This window comes from Clavibacter michiganensis, from assembly GCF_021216655.1.
GTDB lineage: Bacteria > Actinomycetota > Actinomycetes > Actinomycetales > Microbacteriaceae > Clavibacter > Clavibacter michiganensis.
Genome location: NZ_CP080437.1, coordinates 1,238,205 through 1,258,966 on the forward strand (window position 1 = coordinate 1,238,205; position 20,762 = coordinate 1,258,966).

Here is a 20,762-nt window from a genome sequence, read left to right on the forward strand (position 1 = left end):
TCACGCTACGCCCGGCCCGCGCCGGCGGCACCGGCGGCGACGTAGAGGGACTCCTGCACGTCCAGCCCGTAGATCGGCCGGCCCGAGTTCCAGATCACGGCGCACGCGGCCCGGAGGGTGTCGATGGTGGATCCGCCGTCCTTCACGACCTCGACGCGGTCGCCCGCGATGCGCACGGATGACTTCCCGACCGTCGCCACGCGGCCCTCCTGCGAGAACCGCGTCTCGGGGTACGGCTCGTGCAGCTGCCCGAGGTGCTCGAGGATGAACGTCGGCCGCTGGTCCTCCTCTGCCGCGAGGAGCTGCTTCGCCCGGTCGATCCCCGTGAGCACGTGGACGGACGCCATCCCGGCGCGCGTCGCCCCGAGGATGTCGGTGTCGAGCCGGTCGCCGAGGAACACCGGCCGCTGGGCGTCGAAGCGCTCGCGCGCCACGTCGAAGATCGGCGTCTCCGGCTTGCCCGCGACCACGGGGAGCCGGCCGACCGCCGTGTGCACGGCCGAGACGAGCGTGCCGTTGCCGGGCGCGATGCCCCGCGCGACGGGGATGGTCCAGTCGGTGTTGGTCGCGACCCACACCACGTCCGGGTCGGCCAGCGCGAACGCGGCCTCGGCCAGCTGGGCCCAGCCCACGTCAGGCGAGAAGCCCTGCACGACCGCCGCCGGGCTGTCCTCCGTGGAGCGCGTGACCACGTAGCCGGCCTTCTCGAGCTCGTGCACGAGGCCGTCGCCGCCGACGACGAGCACGGTGGATCCGGCGGGCACCCGGTCCGCGAGCAGGCGCAGCGCGGCCTGCGGCGACGTGACGACGTCCTCGGGCGCCACCGTGAGCCCGAGCGAGCTCAGGTGCTCGGCGACCGATGCGTCCGTGCGCGAGGCGTTGTTGGTGATGTAGCCGAGCCGGATCCCGTCGCCGGCGGCGCGGTTCAGCGCGTCGACCGCGTGCGGGATGCTGTCGGGCCCCGCGTACACGACGCCGTCGAGGTCCGCGAGGATCACGTCGACGCCCTCGAGCGGCGCACTGCCCTTCGACGCCCTAGCGAACATCGCGGTCCGCCTCCCCGGCGTCGTCGGCGCGCGGGTCCTCGTCCTCGGCGTCCGTAGCGGGCGACTCGTCGCCCGCATCGCCGTCGACCTCGAGCTCGTCGTCGACGTCGACCGCGATCTCCTCGCTGTCGCTCTCCTCGCTCGGCGGGCTCGGCTCGTCAGTCACGAGGGGATCTCCGGAGGAGTCGACCGCATCATCCGCAGCGCCGTCGGAGCCCACCGCGCTCGCGTCGCCGGGCCCGTCGTGCTCGGACGAGTCATTCCCAGCGTCCTCGAGCTCGAGGTCCTCCTCGACGACCTCCACCATGTCGTCCCAGCCCTCGTCCGGATCCGCGAACGCCGCCTCGGCCGCGTCCGCTCGCTGACGCCAGGCGTCCGCCTCCGCGGAGCGACCCAGCTCCTCGAGCACCTCCGCGTAGGCGTGGAAGAGGTCCGCGCTGTACGAGTAGGCGACGTCCCGGTTCAGCTGCGCGATCGACAGCTCGTCGAGAGCCGCCTCGGTCTGGCCGAGGTCGAGGCGCGCGCCGGACATCGCGATCGCGAGCGCGACCTGCTCTGCCGCCGGCAGCGTCTCCTTCGGGACCGAACGTCCGAGCTCCAAGGCCTTGTCCGGGCGTCCCTGCCCGCGCTCGCTGTCGACCATGAGGGCGAGCTGGTCGTCCTTGCCGGAGATGCGCCGGTAGGTCCGCAGCTCGCGCAGCGCGAGCGCGTAGTCGCCGACGGCGTACGCCGTGATGGCCAGCGACTCCCGGACCACCGCGATGCGACCGGCACGGCGAGCAGCCGAGGTGGCGTGCCGGTGCGCGAGCTCCGGATCCTCCTCGATGAGCCGTGCCGCCATCACCAGGTGCTGCGCGACGCCCTCGGCATTGTCCTTGCTCAGCGTCTTCAGCTCGTTGCGCGCGATGCGGTCGAGATCACCCGGCTTCACGTCCTCGGGGATCTCGGGGTCCTCGTGGCGCGGACGAACGGACCGCAGCTCACGCGCGCGCAGCTGCTCCTCCGTCAGGGCCTCCTCGTAGCGAGGGGCGTCGCGGTCGTTGCGCGCGGGTCGTCCGTCGCGCGTCCAGAGCTTGTCGCCGTCGCGCGGCGGCCGAGCGCCACCGCGTCCGGCGTCACGGCCACCGCTATCCCGGCCACCGTCCTTGGACCACGGCTTCCGCTCCCCGTCCCTCGCCGGACGCGGCGCACCCGACCCGCCATCACGCGACCAGGGCTTGCCCTCCCCATCCCGCTGCGGCCGGGACGCCCCGCCACCGTCCTTCGACCAGGGCTTGCGCTCCCCGTCCCGAGAGGGACGAGCCGACCCGCCGGCACCGCGGCCATCACGCGAACAGGGCTTGCGCTCCCCATCACGCTGCGGCCGACCTGCGGCTCCACCACCGTCCTTCGACCAGGGCTTGCGCTCCCCGTCACGAGCCGGGCGGTCTCCCCCGGCGGCACGCGGACCGGAGGAACGCCCGCCTTCACGGGGCCCGCGAGGCGCACCCGCGGAACCGCGCTCGTACGGCGGCTTGCCGCCATCACGTCCACGCGGCGAGTGCGATGATCCGCGGTCCTGGCCCTCGGGCCGGCTGTCTCGATCGGATGAGTCGCTCACTGTGCTCCTGTCGGCCGCGAAGGCCAGATGATGTCTGTGGTGTTGTGGGTGTCGCCGAAGTCAGGTCCTAGGCTAACCGGTGCCGTCGGTCGTGCGCAGCGGACCGGCTTCGGCGATCATCCTCGTCTCGCACGGTCCTCGGCGGGCCGCATGGCCTCCGCCATGTGAGGCCACCGACACACAGCCGGACGCGACTCCACGAGAGGCGCGGTCCGGCTGTCGCCGCCGCGATGGCCCACGACGGACCCGAGCTCGAACACACAGCCGATGGCGGGTCACCCGGTGTGGTTCGGGTGTTAACGCAGAAAGGCCCGCCGCACGATGTGCGACGGGCCTCCCCGATCATTCTCAAGTTAAGTCCGGCGGTGTCCTACTCTCCCACAGGGTCCCCCCTGCAGTACCATCGGCGCTGAGAGTCTTAGCTTCCGGGTTCGGAATGTGACCGGGCGTTTCCCTCTCGCTATGGCCGCCGAAACACTTCATACACACCCACACGGGGCATGAAATCTGTGATGAATCGACCAGTCAAGCTGGTTGTTCAATTAGCACCCGACCGTATATCGGGAACCACATAGTGGACGCAAGCAAAGTGTTTTCAAGATATCGGCTTATTAGTACAGGTCAGCTCCACGAGTCTTTAGTCCTCGCTTCCACATCCTGCCTATCAACCCGGTAGTCTAGCCGGGAGCCTTCACCCTAAAAGGGATGGAAATCTCATCTTGAAGCCGGCTTCCCGCTTAGATGCTTTCAGCGGTTATCCGTTCCGAACGTAGCTAATCAGCGGTGCTCCTGGCGGAACAACTGACACACCAGAGGTTCGTCCATCCCGGTCCTCTCGTACTAGGGATAGATCTTCTCAAATTTCCTACGCGCGCAGCGGATAGGGACCGAACTGTCTCACGACGTTCTAAACCCAGCTCGCGTACCGCTTTAATGGGCGAACAGCCCAACCCTTGGGACCTACTCCAGCCCCAGGATGCGACGAGCCGACATCGAGGTGCCAAACCATGCCGTCGATATGGACTCTTGGGCAAGATCAGCCTGTTATCCCCGAGGTACCTTTTATCCGTTGAGCGACAGCGCTTCCACAAGCCACTGCCGGATCACTAGTCCCGACTTTCGTCCCTGCTCGACTTGTCAGTCTCACAGTCAAGCTCCCTTGTGCACTTACACTCGACACCTGATTACCAACCAGGTTGAGGGAACCTTTGGGCGCCTCCGTTACTCTTTAGGAGGCAACCGCCCCAGTTAAACTACCCACCAGGCACTGTCCCTGAACCGGATTACGGTTCGAAGTTAGATATCCAGAGTGACCAGAGTGGTATTTCAACAATGACTCCACCCGAACTAGCGTCCGAGCTTCACAGTCTCCCACCTATCCTACACAAGCCACACCGAACACCAATACCAAGCTGTAGTAAAGGTCACGGGGTCTTTCCGTCCTGCTGCGCGTAACGAGCATCTTTACTCGTAGTGCAATTTCGCCGAGTTCGCGGTTGAGACAGCTGGGAAGTCGTTACGCCATTCGTGCAGGTCGGAACTTACCCGACAAGGAATTTCGCTACCTTAGGATGGTTATAGTTACCACCGCCGTTTACTGGGGCTTAAATTCTCAGCTTCGCACTTGCGTGCTAACCGTTCCTCTTAACCTTCCAGCACCGGGCAGGCGTCAGTCCGTATACATCGTCTTGCGACTTAGCACGGACCTGTGTTTTTAGTAAACAGTCGCTTCCCACTGGTCTCTGCGGCCTTCAAACGCTTCAGGAGTAAATCCCTACACGCCTCAGGCCCCCCTTCTCCCGAAGTTACGGGGGCATTTTGCCGAGTTCCTTAACCACGATTCTCTCGATCTCCTTAGTATTCTCTACCTGACCACCTGAGTCGGTTTGGGGTACGGGCGATTGGAACCTCGCGTCGATGCTTTTCTCGGCAGCATAGGATCACTGATTTCGTCCGTGAGGACTACCCATCGGGTCTCAGGCTACATAGAAGACGGATTTGCCTATCTTCTGCCCTACATCCTTAGACCGGGACAACCATCGCCCGGCTCAGCTACCTTCCTGCGTCACACCTGTTAATACGCTAAACGCCCCAGCGTAGGGTCGTGTGCTAGGCCAAGACCGTCACCCCGAAGGGATCGAATCAAGGATTCAGACACTTAGCATTACTGGATTGTCTTGGGCGGTTCTTCATCGGTACGGGAATATCAACCCGTTGTCCATCGACTACGCCTGTCGGCCTCGCCTTAGGTCCCGACTTACCCAGGGCGGATTAGCCTGGCCCTGGAACCCTTGGTCTTTCGGAGGACGGGTTTCTCACCCGTCTTTCGCTACTCATGCCTGCATTCTCACTCGTGTGGCCTCCACGGCTGGTTCACACCGCCGCTTCGCTGGCCACACGACGCTCTCCTACCCATCCATACGGCTGGACCACGAAGGCCTGCCTATAATATAAATGCCACAACTTCGGTGGCGTGCTTGAGCCCCGTTACATTGTCGGCGCGGAATCACTTGACCAGTGAGCTATTACGCACTCTTTCAAGGGTGGCTGCTTCTAAGCCAACCTCCTGGTTGTCTATGCAACTCCACATCCTTTCCCACTTAGCACGCGCTTAGGGACCTTAGATGGTGGTCTGGGTTGTTTCCCTCTCGACGATGAAGCTTATCCCCCACCGTCTCACTGCTGCGCTCTCACTTACCGGCATTCGGAGTTTGGCTGAAGTCAGTAACCTTTTGGGGCCCATCGTCCATCCAGTAGCTCTACCTCCGGCAAGAAACACGCAACGCTGCACCTAAATGCATTTCGGAGAGAACCAGCTATCACGAAGTTTGATTGGCCTTTCACCCCTATCCACAGCTCATCCCCTCCATTTTCAACTGAAGTGGGTTCGGTCCTCCACGACGTCTTACCGTCGCTTCAACCTGGCCATGGATAGATCACTTCGCTTCGGGTCTAGAACATGCGACTCATACGCCCTATTAAGACTCGCTTTCGCTACGACTGCCCCTCACGGGTTAACCTCGCCACATATCACTAACTCGCAGGCTCATTCTTCAAAAGGCACGCTGTCACACCAACAAGGGCGCTCCAACGGTTTGTAAGCAAACGGTTTCAGGTACTATTTCACTCCCCTCCCGGGGTACTTTTCACCTTTCCCTCACGGTACTTGTCCGCTATCGGTCATCTGGGAGTATTTAGGCTTATCAGGTGGTCCTGACAGATTCACACGGGATTTCTCGGGCCCCGTGCTACTTGGGATACTCTCCGGACAGGCGACGACATTTCGACTACGGGGTTCGCACCCTCTATGACTGGCCTTTCAAGACCATTCGTCTATATCGCGCTCATTGCCCTCACAGCTCGGTAGAACTGTACGGAAAGTCCCGCAACCCCGACCATGCAACTCCTACCGGATATCACACATGATCGGTTTGGCCTCTTCCGGTTTCGCTCGCCACTACTAACGGAATCGCTTTTGCTTTCTCTTCCTGTGGGTACTGAGATGTTTCACTTCCCCACGTTCCCTCTACCCGCCCTATATATTCAGGCGGGAGTCACCAGGTCACCCAAAGGGCCTGGCGGGGTTTCCCCATTCGGAGATCCTCGGATCAAAGCTCTATTATCAGCTCCCCGAGGCTTATCGCAGATTTATACGTCCTTCTTCGGCTCCAGATGCCAAGGCATCCACCGTTTGCCCTTAGAATCTTGAAATCACATGAGATTGAATCGTTTCGCCTCCCCGAAGGGAGACAGAATTGACCAATGATCTATAAATAGATCTTTGTGATCCACCGGAAAACCGGTGAATCTAAGATGCTCGCGTCCACTGTGTAGTTCTCAATATACGGGCGGTACCCCACCACCATCCACAACAGGACGACGGAAAGGGTCCGACAAGAAACCAGACACACCCAGAAGGTGCGGCCCGGTCCCTCAGGACCCAACAGCGTGCAACATGCCCTCGACACACCAGACCACGTTCCCACCCCACAAGGAGGCGTACTAGCAGCCCGACACATCAGCCGGCATCAATGTCAATGTTCCACCCATGAGCGCCACCGCCAGAACAGACGCCTGACGCGTGACTTGGCACCCTTGATCTCCCTGTATACAGAGGAGAGGTGCACATGCTCCTTAGAAAGGAGGTGATCCAGCCGCACCTTCCGGTACGGCTACCTTGTTACGACTTAGTCCTAATCACCGATCCCACCTTCGACAGCTCCTCCCTTGCGGTTAGGCCACTGGCTTCGGGTGTTACCGACTTTCATGACTTGACGGGCGGTGTGTACAAGGCCCGGGAACGTATTCACCGCAGCGTTGCTGATCTGCGATTACTAGCGACTCCGACTTCATGAGGTCGAGTTGCAGACCTCAATCCGAACTGAGACCGGCTTTTTGGGATTCGCTCCACCTTACGGTATCGCAGCCCTTTGTACCGGCCATTGTAGCATGCGTGAAGCCCAAGACATAAGGGGCATGATGATTTGACGTCATCCCCACCTTCCTCCGAGTTGACCCCGGCAGTCTCCTATGAGTTCCCACCATTACGTGCTGGCAACATAGAACGAGGGTTGCGCTCGTTGCGGGACTTAACCCAACATCTCACGACACGAGCTGACGACAACCATGCACCACCTGTATACCGACCTTGCGGGGCACACATTTCTGCATGTTTCCGGTATATGTCAAGCCTTGGTAAGGTTCTTCGCGTTGCATCGAATTAATCCGCATGCTCCGCCGCTTGTGCGGGCCCCCGTCAATTCCTTTGAGTTTTAGCCTTGCGGCCGTACTCCCCAGGCGGGGAACTTAATGCGTTAGCTGCGACACGGAGACCGTGGAATGGTCCCCACATCTAGTTCCCAACGTTTACGGCATGGACTACCAGGGTATCTAATCCTGTTCGCTCCCCATGCTTTCGCTCCTCAGCGTCAGTTACGGCCCAGAGATCTGCCTTCGCCATCGGTGTTCCTCCTGATATCTGCGCATTCCACCGCTACACCAGGAATTCCAATCTCCCCTACCGCACTCTAGTCTGCCCGTACCCACTGCAGACCCGAGGTTGAGCCTCGGGATTTCACAGCAGACGCGACAAACCGCCTACGAGCTCTTTACGCCCAATAATTCCGGACAACGCTTGCACCCTACGTATTACCGCGGCTGCTGGCACGTAGTTAGCCGGTGCTTTTTCTGCAGGTACCGTCACTTTCGCTTCTTCCCTACTAAAAGAGGTTTACAACCCGAAGGCCGTCATCCCTCACGCGGCGTTGCTGCATCAGGCTTTCGCCCATTGTGCAATATTCCCCACTGCTGCCTCCCGTAGGAGTCTGGGCCGTGTCTCAGTCCCAGTGTGGCCGGTCACCCTCTCAGGCCGGCTACCCGTCGTAGGCTTGGTGAGCCATTACCTCACCAACAACCTGATAGGCCGCGAGTCCATCCCCAACCGAAATTCTTTCCACGACCAGACCATGCGGCCAATCGTCATATCCGGTATTAGCTACCATTTCTAGCAGTTATCCCAGAGTCGGGGGCAGGTTACTCACGTGTTACTCACCCGTTCGCCACTGATCCGCCAGAGCAAGCTCTGACATCACCGTTCGACTTGCATGTGTTAAGCACGCCGCCAGCGTTCGTCCTGAGCCAGGATCAAACTCTCCATAAATGCTTAAACGCACGACCACCCGAAAGCAATCGGCACATCTAAAGCCAGACGTGAACGGGAATCGAACACGAACCAGCAAGTTTGAAACCGACAGAACAAATCATTACTGACTTGCTTGTTTGTTTAAATGTATTCCAAAGGAATCCGAAACGAGCATCCGAAGGACACCCGCAACGGGTATTTGGCATTTGACATTGTGCACGCTGTTGAGTTCTCAAGGAACGGACGCTCCCGACACCGACCATCACAGCCAGCCATCGGAGCTCACACTCCACCGCTCCCCGTGGGAGTGATCCAGACCAGAAGGCCCAGCACTCACGTCGGAAGCAGAATCAGACCCTAGCTCAGTTGATGGTAAACACGCAACCCTTCAGGGCCACGGCAACTTCTGTTTCACCAGGATCACCACCACCAGAACAGCTCCGGAAGCTTCTCGCTTCCCGCCCGTTCCGGCGACAAGAGGAGACATTACGCGGACCACCCCACCCCCGCAAAACAACCCGCATCCCGGGCGTGTCGCAACGGGCTTTGGGAGGAAGGCCCGATCAAGCGAGCATTCAGGCGACGGTGACGCCCGCGAGGGTCTTCTTGCCCCGACGGATGACGGCGAAACGACCGTGGAGGAGGGCGTCCACGACAGCGGCCGCGTCGCCCACCGCGACGTTGTTCACGTAGACCCCGCCCTGCGCGATCGCCCGCCGAGCCTCGCCCGAGCTCGAGACCAGACCGGTGTCGATGAGCGCCTGGATAACGGTGGTGCCGGCGGGGATCTGCGCGGACGGGAGCTCCCCCATCGCGGCGCGGAGCGTCGGCTCGTCGAGCGCGGTCAGCTCGCCCTGCCCGAACAGGGCCTGCGCCGCGGCGATCGCCGACTCGGTCGCCTCGATCCCGTGGACCAGCGACGTCACCTCCCAGGCCAGCGTCCTCTGGGCCTCGCGTCGGAAGGGCTCGGACTCGACGGCTCGCGCCAGCTCCTCGATTCGGGCCCGGTCGAGGAACGTGAAGAGGCGCAGGCGCTGGATGACGTCGCCGTCCTCCGTGTTGAGCCAGAACTGGTAGAACGCGTACGGGCTCGTCAGCTCCGCATCGAGCCAGATCGCGTTGCCCTCGCTCTTGCCGAACTTGGTGCCGTCGGAGTTGGTGATGAGGGGCGTGCCGATGGCGTGCGCGGTGGTCCGTTCGCTGCGCCGGATGAGGTCGGTGCCGCTAGTGAGGTTGCCCCACTGGTCGCTGCCGCCGGTCTGCAGCACGCACCCGTACGTGCGGTGCAGCTCCCGGAAGTCGAGGCCCTGCAGGATCTGGTAGCTGAACTCCGTGTAGCTGATGCCCTCGTCGGAGTTGAGGCGCGCGCTCACGGCGTCCTTCTTGAGCATGGTGCCCACCCGGAAGTGCTTGCCCACCTCCCGGAGGAAGTCGATGGCGCTCATCGGCGCCGTCCAATCCAGGTTGTTCACGATCCGGACGGCGTTGTCGCCCTCGGGGCTGAGGAACGCCGACACCTGCGCCTGCACACGACCCACCCAGTCCGCGACCACCTCCGGGTCGTTGAGGGTGCGCTCGGCGGTCGGCCGCGGGTCGCCTATCAGACCGGTCGACCCGCCCACGAGACCGAGCGGACGGTGCCCGGCCAGCTGGAGGCGGCGCATGAGCAGCAGCTGCACGAGGTTGCCCAGGTGCAGGCTCGGCGCGGTGGGGTCGAAGCCGCAGTAGTAGGTGATGGGCGGACCGGACAGCAGCTCCTTCAGCGCGTCCTGGTCCGTGGAGACGTGCACGTACCCGCGCCAGACGATCTCCTCCCACACGTCCTCGAAGGACGGGTCGTTGCGCTGGGAGGAGAGGCGGTCGGGATCGGCGTTCGTCACGCGATCACGGTATCAGCGCGGCATCGCGGGGGCGGCGGGACGCGGCGGTGTCGGCGGGTCCCGGGCGGGGTGGTCGGCCTCGGACCGCTGTCGGTGGTCCCGGACATGCTCGGAAGCGCACCGAGGCGATGTGATCAGGCTCCTGGGCTTGATCCGCGTAGATCAAGTGCATAGCTTTGATGTGCACGCATCAACTGCACAGCCTTGAGGGGGATCCGCATGTTCGTCATCACCGCAGACCAGAAGGGCAGCAGGACCGACGTCGACCGCGCCGGGACGGGACGGGACGATCTCGCGTCGCGCTTCGAGGGCCGGCTCGTGCTCCCGGTCGACCGCACGTCCGGCGACGAGCTGCAGGCGCTCGTCGCCGACGCGGACACCGCCCTCGACATGGCGCTCGTCCTCACCCGCGCCGGGCACTGGAGCGTCGGGCTCGGGATCGGAACCGTGCGCACCCCGCTCCCCCGGGCGACGCGGGAGGCCACCGGCCCGGCCTTCATCGCCGCGCGCGACGCGGTCGGCGCGGCGAAGCGCAGCGCGACGAGGTTCGCGCTCGCGGTGGATCCGCCTGCTCCCCCGAGACCCGATGGTCCGGGATCCGACCTCCCGGGCTCCGGACTCCCCGGCCCCGACGAGGTCGAGGCGCTCATCACGCTGCTGCTCCTGGCGCGGGACCGCCGCACCTCCCAGGGCTGGGACGTCGTCGACCGCATGGCCGACGGGAGCACGCAGCGGGAGGTCGCCGCCGCGCTCGGCGTCACGCCCCAGGCCGTGAGCACGCGGCTGCGCACCAGCGCGTGGCGCGCCGAGCGGGCCGCGATCCCGGGGCTCGTCGCGCTGCTCGCCCACCTCGACGCGCAGGCGACCCGAGGTGCGGGCACCGCGGCATCCGCACCGCGATCCACCGTCGCGGGGACGCGCTCGTGATCCCGGTGGGGACGCCCGGGGAGATCACGGCGTGGATCGCCCTCTGCGTGCTGGTGACCGCGGCACTCGTCCTCGCGCTGCTGACGGTGCGTGCGCCCCGCACGGGCCGCGTGGTCGCGGCCGCGGGCACCCTCGCCTGCGCCCTCGCGCTCGGGCTGGCGCTCAGCGGCCCCGCGTCGCCCTTGGTCGTCGGCTTCACGGGCCTGGTCGCGGTCGTGCTCGCTGTGCTGGGCGGCGGGTCCGCGTCCACCGTGGTGCTCGCCCTCGCGACCCGCGGATCGGTGCCGCCCGGAGCGTTCGGCGGGATCCTGGTGGCGCCGCGCGGGCACGAGGACGATGCGTCGGCGTCGCGTCGGCCCACCCGCGAGGTGCTGCGCGGCGGCGCGACCATCGGGATGCTCGAGCGGCTGGCCGTGGTGGCCGTCATCCTGGCCGGCTACCCCGAGGCGCTCGCGGTCATCATCGCGATCAAGGGCGTCGGCCGGTTCTCGGAGCTCGGCGAGGCGGCGGAGGCGCGGGAGCGGTTCATCATCGGCACCCTGGTCAGCTGGCTGTGGGCCGCGACCTGCGCGGCGGTCGTGCTGGTCGTCCGCTAGCCGCCGGGCCGTCCGCGTCGCGCGGACCGGTCAGCGGCGGACGCGCGGCACGTGCGCCCGGTACGCCGAGACGGTCGGGTCGCCCGGCACCCAGAACCGCCACGGGAAGAGCTCGCCGGAGCCGCCGGGTCCGGACACGCCGACGCGCGGGCCCGCGGCGGGGAGGGCGAGCGGCTCGTCGGGCAGGACCAGCCGATACGGCGGCGCGTCCAGCGCTGCGCCGTCATCCGACAGCGGGATCCCCAGGGCGACCGCCAGCCGGGCCGGCCCCCGCGCCAGGTCGCGATCGCGGACCGCGGCGCCGCGCCGGCGCCGCGCGAGCTCGGCGCCCTCCACGACCTCGCCGGCGCGCAGCAGCACGCCCGCGCTCGTGCCCTCGGGACCGCAGACGATGTTCGCGCACGTGTGCATGCCGTACGTGAAGTACGCGTAGAGGTGCGCGGGTGGGCCGAACATGGTCGCGTTGCGCGCCCGCTTCCCGCGGAAGGCGTGCGAGCCGGGATCCTCGCCGACGCCGCGATAGGCCTCCACCTCGGTGAGGCGGACGGAGACGCGGCCCTCCTCGGATTCCCGCGACAGGATCCCGCCGAGGAGGGCGGGCGCCACCTCGACCGCGTCGCGCGCGAAGAAGGCCGCGTCGATCACGCGGGTATCAGATCAGCTCGCCGTTGAGGCTCGCGACGACCACCACGAAGACCAGCACGGCGACGGCCACGCCGATGACGAGCGGCAGGAGCCAGCGGTGCCGGGGCTCGGGCCGCTCGGGACGGCGGCCGTTCGAGAGCGTCACTCCGACGCCTCGCCGGAAGCCGACGCCGCTGCCGCTGCCCGGCGCTCGGCCGCCGCATCGGCCCGCGCGCGCAGCTCGGCCACCCGGCGCACGAGCTCGGCGCGCTGCTCGTCGACGCGCACCCGGGCGGTGCCGCCCGCTCCGTCACGGCTCGCCACGGATCCCTCGATGCTCAGGACCTCGCGGACCTCCGGCACCAGGTGCGGCGAGACGGCGCGCAGGTCGTCGTCGGTCAGATCCTCGAGGCCGACACCCCGGGACTCGGCGGCCTTCACGAGCTCGCCCGTGACCTCGTGCGCGTCGCGGAAGGCCACGCGGTGCTTCACGAGCCACTCGGCGACGTCGGTGGCGAGCGAGAAGCCCTGGGGCGCGAGCTCGGCCATGCGGTCGGTGTCGAAGCGGAGGGTCGCGATCATGCCGGTGAACGCCGGGAGCAGGACCTCGAGGGTCTGCACCGAGTCGAAGACCGGCTCCTTGTCCTCCTGCAGGTCGCGGTTGTACGCGAGCGGCAGGCCCTTGAGGGTCGCGAGCAGGCCGGAGAGGTTGCCGATGAGGCGCCCCGACTTGCCGCGCGCGAGCTCGGCGATGTCGGGGTTCTTCTTCTGCGGCATGATCGACGACCCGGTCGAGAAGGAGTCGCTCAGCGTGACGAACCCGAACTCGCGCGTGTTCCAGAGGATGATCTCCTCGCTCAGCCGCGAGAGGTCGATGCCGACCTGGGCGAGCACGAACGCGAACTCGGCCACGACGTCTCGGGCGGCCGTCCCGTCGATGGAGTTCTCGGAGCTGCGCGCGAAGCCGAGGTCGCGGGCGACCGCGCCGGCGTCGAGGCCGAGGGTCGAGCCCGCGAGGGCGCCGGATCCATAGGGCGAGACGTCGGCGCGCGCATCCCAGTCGGCGAGCCGCTCGAGGTCGCGGACCAGCGGCCAGCAGTGCGCCAGGAGGTGGTGCGCGAGGAGCACCGGCTGCGCATGCTGCAGGTGCGTGCGGCCCGGCATGATCGCGCCGCCCGCCGCCTCGGCCTGCGCGGCCAGGGCGTCGACGAGCCGCACGAGCATCGCGTGGATCACCGCGGCGTGGTCGCGGAGGTACATGCGGACGAGCGTCGCGATCTGGTCGTTGCGGCTGCGGCCCGCGCGGAGCTTCCCGCCGAGCTCGGTGCCCGCGATGTCCATGAGGCCGCGCTCGAGGGCGCCGTGCACGTCCTCGTCGGCCTCGGACGCGACGAGCGCGCCCGAGCGCACGCGGTCCTCGAGGGTGTCGAGCGCCTGCAGCATGGCCTGCCGCTCGGCCTCTGACAGGTAGCCCGCGGACGCGAGAGCACGGGCGTGCGCCCGGGATCCGGCGATGTCGTACGGCGCCAGCTGCCAGTCGAAGTGCGTCGAGCGGCTGAGCGCCACGAGCTCCGGCGACGGGCCGCCGGCGAAGCGGCCGCCCCAGAGGGCGCCCGCCTCGCCCGCGCGGGTGGACGGATCCGTGCTCTCGGTCATGCGGCTACTCCGCGGCGGGCGCGGGGTCGGCCGCCAGCGCGGCCTGCTCGACCGCGAGGTCGCGACGCGCCGAGATCTTGCTCGGCAGCGACCACAGCTCGATGAAGCCCTTGGACAGCGACTGGTCGAACGTGTCGCCCGTGTCGTAGGTGGCGAGGTCGAAGTCGTACAGGCTCGACTCGCTCCGGCGGCCGGTGACGACCGCACGGCCGCCGCGGAGCGTCATGCGGATGTCGCCGGACACGTGGCGCTGCGAGTCCTCGATGAAGGCGTCGAGCGAGCGCTTGAGGCCGGAGAACCACAGGCCGTCGTAGACGAGGTTCGCCCAGTCCTTCTCGACGCCGCGCTTGTAGCGGCCGAGGTCGCGCTCGATCGTGAGGCTCTCGAGCTCCTCGTGCGCCTCGATGAGGGTCATGGCCGCGGGGGCCTCGTAGACCTCGCGGCTCTTGATGCCCACGAGGCGGTCCTCGACGACGTCGATGCGCCCGATGCCGTGCGCGCCTGCGGCCGCGTTGAGCTCCTGGACGATGCGGAGCGGCGAGTAGCGCACGCCGTCGATCGCGACGGGCACGCCCGCCTCGAACGTGATGGTCACCTCGGTGGCGTCGCGCAGCACGTCCGGGTCCTGCGTGTACTCGTAGAGGTCCTCGATGGGCCCGTTCCACGGGTCCTCGAGGAAGCCGGTCTCGACCGCGCGGCCCCAGACGTTCTTGTCGATCGAGTACGGGCTCTTCTTGCTCTGCTCGATGGGCAGGTCGTGCTCGTTCGCGTAGACGATGGCCTTGTCGCGCGTGAGCGCGAGGTCGCGGACGGGCGCGATGGAGGTCAGGTCGGGCGCGAGCGCGGCGACGGCGGCCTCGAAGCGGACCTGGTCGTTGCCCTTGCCCGTGCAGCCGTGCGCGACGCTGTTCGCGCCGAGCTCGTGGGCGACGCGCGCGAGGTGCTTGGCGATCAGCGGGCGGCTGAGGCCCGAGACCAGCGGGTAGCGCTTCTGGTAGAGCGCGTTGGCCTTGAGCGCGGGGACGATGTAGTCGTCCGCGAACTCGTCCTTCGCATCCACGACCACGGCCTCGACCGCGCCGCAGTCGAGCGCGCGCTGCCGGATGACCTCCATGTCCTCGCCGCCCTGGCCGACGTCGACCGCGAGGGCCACGACCTCCTTGCCGGTCGCGTCCTTGAGCCAGCCGATGCCGACCGAGGTGTCGAGTCCGCCGGAATATGCCAGTACCACGCGTTCGGCCATGCCGTTCTCCGTTTCGTTGCTGAGGTGTCTCGGGGTGTGGGGGCTGCGTCAGGACTGGCGCAGGAGCCAGACGAGCAGCGCCTTCTGGGCGTGCAGGCGGTTCTCCGCCTCGTCCCAGACCACCGATCGCGGGCCGTCGATGACCTCGGAGGCCACCTCGTACTCGCGGTCGGCGGGAAGGCAGTGCAGGAAGATCGCGTCGTCGACCGCGTGCTCCATGAGCTCGGTCGTGACCTGGTACGCGCCGAGCTCGGCGAGGCGCTGGGCCTTCTCCTCCTCGCGGCCCATCGACACCCAGGTGTCGGTGACCACGACGTCGGCGCCGGAGACGGCCTCGACCGGATCCGTGAGGACGCGGACGGAACCGCCCGTGGACGCGGCGATGCGCTCGGCGTCCGCTACGACGGCCTCCGACGGCACGTAGCCGGCAGGTGCCGCGATGCGGACGTGCATGCCCGCGGTCGCGCCGGCGAGGAGGTAGGACTGGGCCATGTTGCAGGCGCCGTCGCCCAGGAAGGTGAGGGTCTGGCCGGCCGGATCCCCGCGGTGCTCGCGGATGGTGAGGAGGTCGGCGAGCAGTTGGCACGGGTGGAAGTCGTCGGAGAGCGCGTTGACGACGGGGACCGTCGTGCCCGCTGCCATCTCCTCGAGGCCGGCCTGGCCGTAGGTGCGCCAGACGATGGCCGCGACCTGGCGCTCGAGCACGCGCGCGGTGTCGCTCGCGGTCTCCTTGCCGCCGAGCTGGCTGTTGGCGGTGCTGATGATGAGCGGGACGCCGCCGAGGTCCGCGATGCCGACGGCGAAGGAGACGCGGGTGCGGGTCGAGGACTTGTCGAAGATCACCGCGACCGTCTGCGGGCCGGCGAGGGGGCGCTCGGACCAGCGCTCGCGCTTGAGCTGCACCGCCAGGTCGAGGACCTCGGCCTGCTCGGCCGGGCTCAGGTCGTCGTCGCGCAGGAAGTGGCGGGTCATCGCATCGCTCGCTCTCGGGGGAATCGCGGATCAGGCAAGCCTAGGGGACGTGCGGGGGCGGATCCGTCGGCGGGCACCCCCGCGCGGGGGTGCCCGCCGACGGGTGCGGCGGGAGGCCCGGACCGTCGTGTCGGACGACCCCGCCCGGGTCAGCGCAGGTGCGCCAGGGCGCGGCCGAAGCGCTCGCGGAAGTCGCGCACCTCGTCGTCGCCCACGATGAGCGGCGGCGCGATGCGGAGGCTGCGGGCGTTCGGCGCATTGATGATGAGGCCCTCGCCGAGCGCGGCGGCCGCGATGCGCCCGGCGTCCTCGTGGTGGAGGCCCACGCCGATGAGCAGGCCGCGGCCGCGCACCTCCGCGATGAGCGGGGAGTCCAGCCCGGTGATGGCCGCGCGGATCTCCTCGCCGCGGCGTGCGGCGTTCTCGACGAGCCCGGCGTCCTCGATCTCCGTGAGCACCGCGTTCCCCGCGGCGGTGGCGAGCGGGTTGCCGCCGAAGGTGGATCCGTGCTGGCCCTTCTGCAGGAGGTCGGCCGCCGCGTCGAAGGCCACGAGCGCCCCGATCGGCACGCCGCCCGCGATGCCCTTGGCGATCGTGACCGCGTCGGGCCGCACGCCCTCGTGCTCGTAGGCGAACCAGCGGCCGGTGCGGCCGACTCCGGTCTGGATCTCGTCCAGGATGAGCAGCGCCCCGTGCTCGCGCGTGAGCTCGCGGGCTCGGCGGAGGAAGCCCGCGGGCAGGTCGACCACGCCGGCCTCGCCCTGGATCGGCTCGAGGATGAGCGCCTGCACGGTGTCGTCGATCGCCGCCTCGAGCGCCTCGAGGGTCGGCGCGATGTGCTCGACGCCGCCGGGGAGCGGGAGGAACGGCGCCTGCAGCGCGGGCTGCCCGGTGAGCGCGAGCGCGCCCATCGTGCGGCCGTGGAAGGAGCCCTGCAACGTGATGACGCGCGTGCGATGCGCGGATCCGTTGCGGCGCGCGAGCTTGAACGCGGCCTCGTTCGCCTCCGCGCCCGAGTTGCCGAAGTACACGCGGCCGGTGTCGCCCGCGCCCGTGATGCGGCGCAGGCGCTCGGCGAGCGCGATCTGCGGCGGCGTCGCGAAGTAGTTGGAGACGTGCGCGAGCGTGGAGACCTGCTCGGTGACCGCGCGGATCAGCGCCGGGTGCGCGTGCCCGAGCGAGTTGACGGCGATGCCGGCGAGGAAGTCGAGGTACTCGCGGCCCGTCGAGTCCCACACGCGGCAGCCCTCGCCGCGCACCAGCATGGCGAGCGGCGGCGGGGAGGAGCGCATCATCGCGGCCTGGAAGCGGTCGGACCACTCGCTCTCGGTCTGCGTGGTGCGGCGCTCTGGCTGGGTCGTGGTCATGCGGGCACGACCTCCGTTCCGATTCCGTTCGTGGTGAAGATCTCGAGGAGCATCGAGTGCGGGATGCGGCCGTCGATGATGGCGGCCTTGGGCACTCCCCCGTCGACGGCCTCGAGGCACGCCGCCATCTTGGGGATCATGCCCGACTCGAGCGAGGGCAGCAGCGCGCGGAGCTCGTCGGAGCGGATGTCGGAGACGAGCGATCCGCGGTCGGGCCAGTCGCGGTAGAGGCCGGCGACGTCCGTGAGGATCACGAGCTTCTCGGCGCCGAGGGCCACGGCGAGCGCGGCGGCCGCGGCGTCCGCGTTGACGTTGAGCGAGACGGCGGGGTCGGACTCGTCGGGCGCGATGGAGGAGACGACCGGGATGCGGCCGGCGTCGAGCTGCGCGAGCACGGCCGTGGGATCCACCGCCACGACGTCGCCCACGAGGCCGAGGTCGACCTCGACGCCGTCGACGACCGCGCCGCGACGGCGGCCCGTGAACAGGCCGGCGTCCTCGCCCGAGACGGCGGCCGCGAGCGGGCCGTGGGCGTTGATGCCGCGCACGACGTCCCGGCTGACCTGGCCGGTGAGCACCATGCGCACGACCTCGAGCACCTCGGGGGTGGTCACGCGGTATCCCCCGCGGAACTCGCTCTCGATGCCGAGGCGCGTGAGCATCGCGCTGATCTGCGGACCGCCGCCGTGCACGACGACCGGACGCAGGCCGGCGTAGCGGAGGTACACGACGTCCTCCGCGAATGTGCGCGTGAGCTCCTCGTCGACCATGGCGTTGCCGCCGAACTTCACGACCACGATGCGGTCGTGGAAGCGCTGCAGCCACGACAGCGACTCGATGAGCGTCGCGGCCTTCGACTCGGCCTGCGCCTGGTCGCGCTCCGCGGCGTCCTGCGTGATGGCGGTCACGTCCGTCCCGTCTGCGTCGCCCATCAGCTGGCGTACGCGCTGTTCTCGTGCACGTAGTCGTGCGTGAGGTCGTTCGTGAGGATTGTCGCCGTCGCGTCGCCGGCATGCAGGTCGATGAGCACGTGGACGGCGCGCGGGTGGAGGTCGACCAGGTCGCGGCTCTCGTGCGGCTCGCCCGCGCGGCACACCTGGACGCCGTTGATGGCGACGTCGATGCCGTACGGGTCGAACGCCGCGCCGGTCGTGCCGACGGCCGCGAGGACACGGCCCCAGTTGGGGTCGTTGCCGAACACGGCCGCCTTGAAGAGGTTGCTGCGGGCGACCGCGCGACCGACCTCGACGGCGTCGTCGTCGGAGGCCGCGTGCACGACCTCGATGGCGATGTCGTGGGAGGCGCCCTCGGCGTCGGCCTGCAGCTGCTCGGCGAGGTCGGCGCACACGGCGGTGAGCGCGGCCTGGAACGCGTCCGTGTCCGGCACGACACCGGATGCGCCGCTCGCGAGGAGCGTGACCTGGTCGTTGGTCGACATGCAGCCGTCGGAGTCCAGGCGGTCGAACGTGACGCGCGTGGACTCGCGGAGGGCGGCGTCGAGCGCGGCGGAGTCGAGGTCGGCGTCGGTGGTGATCACCACGAGCATCGTCGCGAGCCCCGGCGCGAGCATGCCAGCGCCCTTGGCCATGCCGCCTACCGTCCACCCGTCGTCGGAGGATCGCACCGACTGCTTCGGCTTCGTGTCGGTGGTCATGATGGCGCGGGCCGCGTCGTCACCCCCGCCGTCGGCGAGCGCGACGGCGACGCGGGCGACCCCGTCCTCGAGCTTCTCGAGCGGGAGCTGCTCGCCGATGAGGCCGGTGCTGCAGACGAGGACGTCGCCGCTCGAGACGTCGAGCGCGCGGCCGACCGCCTCGGCGGTGGCGTGCGTGACCTGGAAGCCGCGGGATCCGGTGTAGCAGTTGGCACCGCCGGAGTTGAGGACGACGGCGCTCACCCGGCCATCGCCGATGACCTGGCGCGACCACAGGATGGGGTTCGCCTGGCAGCGGTTGCTGGTGAAGACCGCGGCGGCCGCCTGCGACGGGCCGGTGTTGCGGACGAGGGCGACGTCGAGCGCGCCCGTCGACTTGAGGCCGGCGGCGACCCCTCCGGCGACGAAGCCGCGTGCGGCGGTGACGCTCACGGGGCCACCCCGTTCACCGGGAGGCCCATGGCCTCGGGCAGTCCGAGCGCGATGTTGGCGGACTGGATCGCCGCGCCCGCCGTGCCCTTGACCAGGTTGTCGATGGCCGTGACCGTGACGACGCGGCCCGCGGCCTCGTCGATGGCGAGGCCCACGAGGGCCGTGTTGGATCCCGTGACGTCGGACACGTTCGGGAACGACCCCTCCGGCAGCAGGTGCACGAACGACTCGTCCGCGTAGGCGAGCTCCCAGGCCGCGCGCACGTCGTGCGCGGAGAAGCCGGGGGCGAGGCGCGCGGTGGCCGTGGCGAGGATCCCGCGGGCCATCGGCACGAGCACGGGCGTGAAGGAGACGCTCACGTGCCCGCCGCCCGCCGTCTCGAGGTTCTGCCGGATCTCCGGCGTGTGGCGGTGGGTGCCGCCGACCGCGTAGGCGCTCGCGGATCCGAGGATCTCGCTGGCCAGCAGGTTCGTGCGCAACGAGCGTCCCGCGCCGGACGGGCCGACCGCGAGCACGGCGACGATGTCCTCCGGCTCGATGACGCCCGCGCGGATGCCCGGCTGGAGGCCGAGCGTGATGGCCGTGACGTTGCAGCCGGGCACCGCGATGCGCTTCACGCCCGACAGGCGCGTGCGCTGGGTGCCGCCCTCCTCCGCGTGCAGCAGCTCGGGCAGGCCGTACGGCCAGGCGCCCGCGAAGTCGCCGCCGTAGAACGCGTCCCACGCGGCCTCGTCGACGAGCCGGTGGTCCGCGCCGCAGTCGACCACGAGGGTCTGGTCGTCGAGCTCGGCCGTGATGGCGCCGGACTTGCCGTGCGGCAGCGCGAGGAAGACCACGTCGTGGCCGGCGAGCCGCTCGGCGGTCGTCTCGACGAAGGTCCGGTCGGCGTACGAGGTGAGGTGCGGGTGCACCTGACGCAGACGCTCGCCGGCGTTCTGGAAGGCGGTGAGCGTCTGGACCTCGAGGCGCGGGTGATCGGCGAGCAGGCGGAGGAGCTCCCCGCCCGCGTAGCCGCTCGCGCCCGCGACGGCGACTGAGAATGACATGGATCAAATCTAGTGCCGGTGCGGGAGGGGTCCCGCCGGGCCGCGGGCCGGGACGACGGCGCGGGCGGGCGCCTCCCG

At 68.0% G+C, this 20,762-nt stretch carries 14 protein-coding genes and 3 rRNA genes; 2 read left to right on the plus strand and 15 right to left on the minus strand.

Features of this window, described 5'->3' with window-relative positions; genetic code table 11:
• Window positions 1–5: 5 nt before the first annotated feature.
• The 6 genes from K0V08_RS05750 to tyrS form a co-directional block, all read right to left on the minus strand.
• The gene (locus tag K0V08_RS05750) at window positions 6–1,046 is read right to left on the minus strand and encodes an HAD-IIA family hydrolase (RefSeq protein ID WP_012038675.1); all 1,041 of its coding nucleotides are present in this window, start codon (window positions 1,044–1,046) and stop codon (window positions 6–8) included.
• A complete protein-coding gene (locus tag K0V08_RS05755) occupies window positions 1,036–1,977 on the minus strand; it encodes a tetratricopeptide repeat protein (protein WP_231689058.1) in 942 nt (313 codons plus the stop codon). The genes K0V08_RS05750 and K0V08_RS05755 overlap by 11 nt, the downstream gene beginning before the upstream one ends.
• Window positions 1,978–3,003: 1,026 nt before the next feature.
• Window positions 3,004–3,120: ribosomal RNA gene (gene rrf, locus K0V08_RS05760) — 5S ribosomal RNA — on the minus strand.
• 117 nt (window positions 3,121–3,237) lie between these two features.
• Window positions 3,238–6,357, minus strand: a 23S ribosomal RNA gene (locus tag K0V08_RS05765).
• 427 nt (window positions 6,358–6,784) lie between these two features.
• A 16S ribosomal RNA gene (locus K0V08_RS05770) occupies window positions 6,785–8,305 on the minus strand.
• The 16S, 23S and 5S rRNA genes sit together here, the layout of an rRNA operon.
• Before the next feature lie 557 nt (window positions 8,306–8,862).
• A complete protein-coding gene (gene tyrS / locus K0V08_RS05775) occupies window positions 8,863–10,167 on the minus strand; it encodes a tyrosine--tRNA ligase (RefSeq protein ID WP_079534680.1) in 1,305 nt (434 codons plus the stop codon).
• 219 nt (window positions 10,168–10,386) lie between these two features.
• Between tyrS and K0V08_RS05780 the strand changes: the two genes are divergently transcribed.
• Window positions 10,387–11,094, plus strand: coding sequence for a hypothetical protein (locus K0V08_RS05780; protein WP_012038678.1), 708 nt, complete (start codon window positions 10,387–10,389; stop codon window positions 11,092–11,094).
• On the plus strand, window positions 11,091–11,690 hold the full coding sequence (locus tag K0V08_RS05785; RefSeq protein ID WP_079534678.1) for a hypothetical protein: 600 nt from the start codon (window positions 11,091–11,093) through the stop codon (window positions 11,688–11,690). Before K0V08_RS05780 ends, K0V08_RS05785 begins: the two co-directional genes overlap by 4 nt.
• 30 nt (window positions 11,691–11,720) lie before the next feature.
• Here the strand turns inward: K0V08_RS05785 and K0V08_RS05790 are convergent, their stop codons facing one another.
• The 9 genes from K0V08_RS05790 to argC all read right to left on the minus strand — a co-directional run bounded on the left by K0V08_RS05790 (window position 11,721) and on the right by argC (window position 20,684).
• Window positions 11,721–12,335 (minus strand): DNA-3-methyladenine glycosylase, encoded by a 615-nt coding sequence (locus K0V08_RS05790; protein ID WP_012038680.1) that lies wholly within the window; start codon window positions 12,333–12,335, stop codon window positions 11,721–11,723.
• A gap of 7 nt (window positions 12,336–12,342) precedes the next feature.
• Window positions 12,343–12,480, minus strand: coding sequence for a hypothetical protein (locus tag K0V08_RS05795; protein WP_012038681.1), 138 nt, complete (start codon window positions 12,478–12,480; stop codon window positions 12,343–12,345).
• Window positions 12,477–13,970 (minus strand): argininosuccinate lyase, encoded by a 1,494-nt coding sequence (gene argH, locus K0V08_RS05800; protein ID WP_079534676.1) that lies wholly within the window; start codon window positions 13,968–13,970, stop codon window positions 12,477–12,479. The genes K0V08_RS05795 and argH overlap by 4 nt, the downstream gene beginning before the upstream one ends.
• 4 nt (window positions 13,971–13,974) lie before the next feature.
• Complete coding sequence (locus tag K0V08_RS05805) at window positions 13,975–15,213, minus strand: argininosuccinate synthase (RefSeq protein WP_012038683.1); 1,239 nt, start codon at window positions 15,211–15,213, stop codon at window positions 13,975–13,977.
• A gap of 48 nt (window positions 15,214–15,261) precedes the next feature.
• Window positions 15,262–16,185 (minus strand): ornithine carbamoyltransferase, encoded by a 924-nt coding sequence (argF, locus tag K0V08_RS05810; protein WP_012038684.1) that lies wholly within the window; start codon window positions 16,183–16,185, stop codon window positions 15,262–15,264.
• 149 nt (window positions 16,186–16,334) lie between these two features.
• Window positions 16,335–17,552, minus strand: a complete 1,218-nt coding sequence (locus K0V08_RS05815; RefSeq protein ID WP_079534674.1) for an acetylornithine transaminase — start codon at window positions 17,550–17,552, stop codon at window positions 16,335–16,337.
• Window positions 17,549–18,460 carry an acetylglutamate kinase gene (argB, locus tag K0V08_RS05820; protein WP_012038686.1) on the minus strand — a complete coding sequence of 304 codons (912 nt, stop codon included), beginning with the start codon at window positions 18,458–18,460 and terminating at the stop codon, window positions 17,549–17,551. The genes K0V08_RS05815 and argB overlap by 4 nt, the downstream gene beginning before the upstream one ends.
• A 23-nt stretch (window positions 18,461–18,483) precedes the next feature.
• Window positions 18,484–19,638, minus strand: coding sequence for a bifunctional glutamate N-acetyltransferase/amino-acid acetyltransferase ArgJ (gene argJ, locus K0V08_RS05825; protein WP_079534672.1), 1,155 nt, complete (start codon window positions 19,636–19,638; stop codon window positions 18,484–18,486).
• The gene (argC, locus tag K0V08_RS05830; RefSeq protein ID WP_079534670.1) at window positions 19,635–20,684 is read right to left on the minus strand and encodes an N-acetyl-gamma-glutamyl-phosphate reductase; all 1,050 of its coding nucleotides are present in this window, start codon (window positions 20,682–20,684) and stop codon (window positions 19,635–19,637) included. Before argC ends, argJ begins: the two co-directional genes overlap by 4 nt.
• Window positions 20,685–20,762: the final 78 nt, after the last annotated feature.